The sequence below is a fragment of the Oribacterium sp. genome, from assembly GCF_057249185.1.
Genome location: NZ_DBHIGR010000182.1, coordinates 1 through 4,129 on the forward strand (window position 1 = coordinate 1; position 4,129 = coordinate 4,129).

The window sequence follows — 4,129 nt, forward strand, 5'->3', positions numbered from 1 at the left end:
AGTTTACGGAATTTCAGACTATGGTCCGGTTTCCGTTAATGGAAGCGGTGTAGGAAGAGGAAAGGATCCCACCTACCAGTATATTGAAGACCTTCTTTATAATAATCAGGGGAATAATGGGAGCGGAAACAGTGGATCTGCAAATTCCGGCGGAAGCAACCCGGCAGCCAATCCGGGTGGCGCATCCTCTCAAAATCCGACGAAGAGTAGCGGTCAAAATACTGCTGTTACCCAGGAAAGAAAGTGGAATTTGGCGAAGCTTTCGGGAAATGGGCAAACCAAGTCTATCGGCTCAGAGGTGAATGCCAATTATGCGGTAGTTTTTGATTTGAATCAGGGCACAATCTTAGGTGAGAAGAATAGCTCTGCAAGCATGAATCCGGCCTCTATGACAAAGGTGATGACTTTACTTGTGGCGGTTGAGAATCTTCCGGATTTAGAAAAGAAGATTACCATTACCCAGGATATTGTGGACTATGTAAAGGCAAGAGGAGCCAGCAACTGCGGTTTTGTGGCAGGAGAGCAGGTTCGGGTAAAGGATTTACTTTATGGGGTAATTCTACCTTCCGGAGCGGATGCGGTATTGGCTTTGGCTAAGGAAATTGCCGGTTCTGAAGCGGGATTTGTAGCTTTAATGAATAAAAAAGCTCAGGACTTGGGGCTATCTTCAGACTGTAAATTCCAGAATGCTACAGGGCTTTATCACAGTACCCATCATATGAATGTGAAGGATATTGGAGAAATTATGGCGGCGGCTATGCGAAATTCCTTAGCCAGAGAGGTTCTTTCCACGGAGAACTATCAGATTCCTGCCACCAATAAGCACGAGAATGGTATTAAGCTGACGAACCTGTTTGTACAAAGAATAAAAGGGCAGGATACCGGAGGTGCCAGCGTGACTATGGCGAAAACAGGCTTTGTTCGTCAATCCATGTTTTGCGCTGTCAGTAGCGGAAAAGGAGCAAATGGAAAAAATCTTTTGGTGGTAACCGGCTACAGCTCCAGCACCTGGCAGTGCATTAAGGATCATGCCACCTTGTATAAGCGTTTCGGATAGAAGAAAAGGGGGGAAGCTATGCCAATTAAAGTACAGAACCATTTGCCTGCAAAGGACATATTAGAGAAGGAAAATATTTTCGTTATGGATGAACAGAGGGCGGTATCTCAGAATATTCGACCTCTGCATATTGCCATTCTCAACCTGATGCCTTTAAAGGAAGATACGGAGCTGGATCTACTTAGGGTGCTTTCCAACTTCCCGATTCAGACGGAAATCACACTGATGAAGATGGAATCCCATGTTTCTACCCATACCAGCTCCGTTCATTTAAATACCTTTTATGTGAATTTCTCTTCTGTACAGAACGAGTATTTTGACGGCCTAATCATCACCGGAGCTCCGGTGGAAAAGATGCCTTTTGAAGAGGTTGGATACTGGAAAGAACTTACGGAGGTTATGGAGTGGTCAAAAACCCATGTGTTTTCCACCTTCCATATCTGTTGGGGAGCCCAGGCGGGGCTGTACTATCATTATGGAATTCAGAAAGTGCCTTTGGAGAAGAAATTAAGCGGAATCTATTCCCATAGGGTTCTTCATAGGAAGAAGATGTTAATGAGGGGGATGGATGATGAGTTTTATGTTCCCCAATCCCGTTATACCGGACTGGATGAAGAGGCGGTAAAGAAAAATAAAGAGCTTTATGTGGTGGCGGACAGTGAAGAGGCGGGAAGCTACTTGATTTTGGCCTGCTCTTCCCGCCAAATCTTTGTTACCGGTCATTCCGAGTATGACCGTTATGACTTGGATAAGGAGTATAAAAGAGATTTGGCCAAAGGAATAAATCCGGAGGTTCCGGTGAATTATTATCCTGATGACAATCCGGAGAATACCCCGATTTTATCCTGGCGTTCCAGCTCCAATTGTACCTATAGCAACTGGTTAAATTTTGTGTACCAGGAGACTCCCTATCGTTTGGAGGAAATGCGGCCGGTTTCCGAGGACAGTTATCTTCGGGATGACCATAGAAGTGAAAGAGACAGCACCGTAAAGTCTACCGATTAAGGGAACAAAAAGTGACTGAAGCAGTGCGTACAAGTAAAGGAGAAATTATGGATGCAGTAGAACGTTTGATTCGTTACTTAAAGATTGATACGGAATCCGTACCGGATCAGGAAAAGATTCCTTCCAGCGAGAAGCAGTTTGATCTGGCAAGAGTTCTGGAAGCGGATTTAAAGGAACTGGGGGTAAAGGACGTACAGTGTACCGACCATGCCTACGTATACGGGAAAATTCCTTCCAATTTATCGAAGGAAGAGCAGGAAAAGACTCCTGCTTTAGGATTTATTGCCCACATGGATACTTCTCCCTCTGCAAGAGGTAAGAATGTGGAGCCCAGAATTGTAAGTAATTATGATGGAAAAGATATTGCTTTAAACGAATCGGAAGTTCTTTCTCCGAAGGTATTTCCAAAGCTTTTAGAGGCGGTTGGACAGGATTTAATGGTTACCAACGGAAAAACCTTATTGGGAGCGGATGATAAGGCGGGCGTTGCGGAAATCATGGCTATGGTGGAATATATACAAACCCATCCGGAGTTTCGTCATGGAGACATTTGCATAGGTTTCACACCGGATGAAGAGGTTGGGGCAGGAGCAGACCTCTTTGATGTTCCTCTTTTCGGCGCAGAGGTGGCTTATACTGTGGACGGCGGCACTCTGGGAGAGGTGGAATATGAGAATTTCAATGCAGCCAGCGGAAAGGTGAAGATTCATGGTGTGAATGTCCATCCCGGTTCTGCAAAGGATAAGATGATGAATGCCAATCTTTTGGCGATGGAGTTTAATGCTTTACTGCCAAATTGTACACCTGCCAACACGGAAGGGTATGAAGGCTTCTTCCACTTATGTTCCTTTGTGGGAGAGGAAAGTCTGGCTACTTTGGACTACATTATTCGTGACCATGATTGGGAGAAATTCCAAGAAAAGAAGAGAATTTTCCAGGAGGCGGGAGAGAAGCTGAATCAGAAATACGGAGAGAAGGGGGCACAGTTTTCTGTAGAAGTGAAAGACAGCTACTATAATATGGTGGAAAAGGTTCGTCCTCATATGTATTTGATTGATGTGGCAAAAACTGCCTTTGAAAAAGAGGGAGTTACCCCGAAGGTCTGCCCCATTCGTGGAGGTACAGACGGTGCGAAGCTTTCTTTCATGGGCTTACCCTGCCCCAACCTGTCTACAGGAGGAGAGAACTACCACGGGATTTATGAATACCTGAATCTGAATTCTTTCAAAAAGATGATACCGGTGCTTTTGAAGATCTGTCAGGAAATGATTGGAAAAAAACAATAAGTTCCGGGCGATAAGACAAGACGAGCTCATAGATAGGGCGGACTTATAGAACAAGACGTCTTGATGAAAAGCTGTAGGATATTATAGAAACAAGAGAAAGGACCTTCGAGTATACATTCGAAGATCCTTTCTTTTATATGAATAGACTGCTTTTTCGTCCATCACTGGCATCCCTTTATGAAGGGACTTTTTTCAAGCTTAGTAGCTTTATTCTACTTTTCTTGTTTCTTATTCTATATTCTTTTGTATGCTAAGCGACTCACTTATCACTTAGCCATATTTTAAAAAGCAATCCTCTTGCTTTTCTTACGATTAATTCCTCCTCTATACTAATGCTCCCTCTCTGAAACATTCGTATCGGAATTCCCTTTCCTCTTATCTCGGAGAAGAGAGCTCATCGTCATTGTTTTTATCATGGATGCTATACATCCGAAAGCATTCCTCGGGAAACATCGGGTTTCATCTTCAGGAAATGCTTAATATTCAATTGTCTTATTTAGCCATTGGTTTGTACCACCTTTTTCCGAATCGCTTCTCTATAATTTCAAAATGGAATTTCACCATGATTTTATATATTTAAAGCGTTTATGATGGGAAACCGATTCTATTGGAAACCTGCCCTTTTCAGAAAATTAAGAAGAAAGTCTTCTGCAAACCGATAGCATAATTCCCGCTATACAAGAGTTAGGTTTTCTCTACTCAGTTAAGTCTCCAGTAGAAGTACTGTTCTTCGTCCATTGGATTGTACCTCTCTTTCGTCTTTATCGTTCGCAAACCTTCC

The 4,129-nt window shown here is 43.4% G+C and carries 3 protein-coding genes; all 3 read left to right on the forward strand.

What is annotated here, in order from left to right:
* Positions 1 to 1,057: D-alanyl-D-alanine carboxypeptidase family protein (locus tag ACO4PX_RS08980; protein ID WP_485572334.1), on the forward strand; the 1,057-nt coding region annotated here is incomplete at its 5' end.
* Between the two features lie 18 nt (positions 1,058 to 1,075).
* Positions 1,076 to 2,062, forward strand: coding sequence for a homoserine O-succinyltransferase (locus ACO4PX_RS08985; RefSeq protein ID WP_485558101.1), 987 nt, complete (start codon positions 1,076 to 1,078; stop codon positions 2,060 to 2,062).
* A 47-nt stretch (positions 2,063 to 2,109) separates the two neighbouring features.
* Positions 2,110 to 3,348, forward strand: a complete 1,239-nt coding sequence (gene pepT, locus ACO4PX_RS08990) for a peptidase T (protein WP_485541936.1) — start codon at positions 2,110 to 2,112, stop codon at positions 3,346 to 3,348.
* Positions 3,349 to 4,129 lie beyond the last annotated feature (781 nt).

What these genes read in the sequence shown, in the direction of transcription:
- ACO4PX_RS08985 (WP_485558101.1), top strand. Translation starts at nt 1,076, where the DNA reads ATGCCAATTAAAGTACAGAACCATTTGCCTGCAAAGGACATATTAGAG.
- pepT (WP_485541936.1), top strand. Translation starts at nt 2,110, where the DNA reads ATGGATGCAGTAGAACGTTTGATTCGTTACTTAAAGATTGATACGGAA.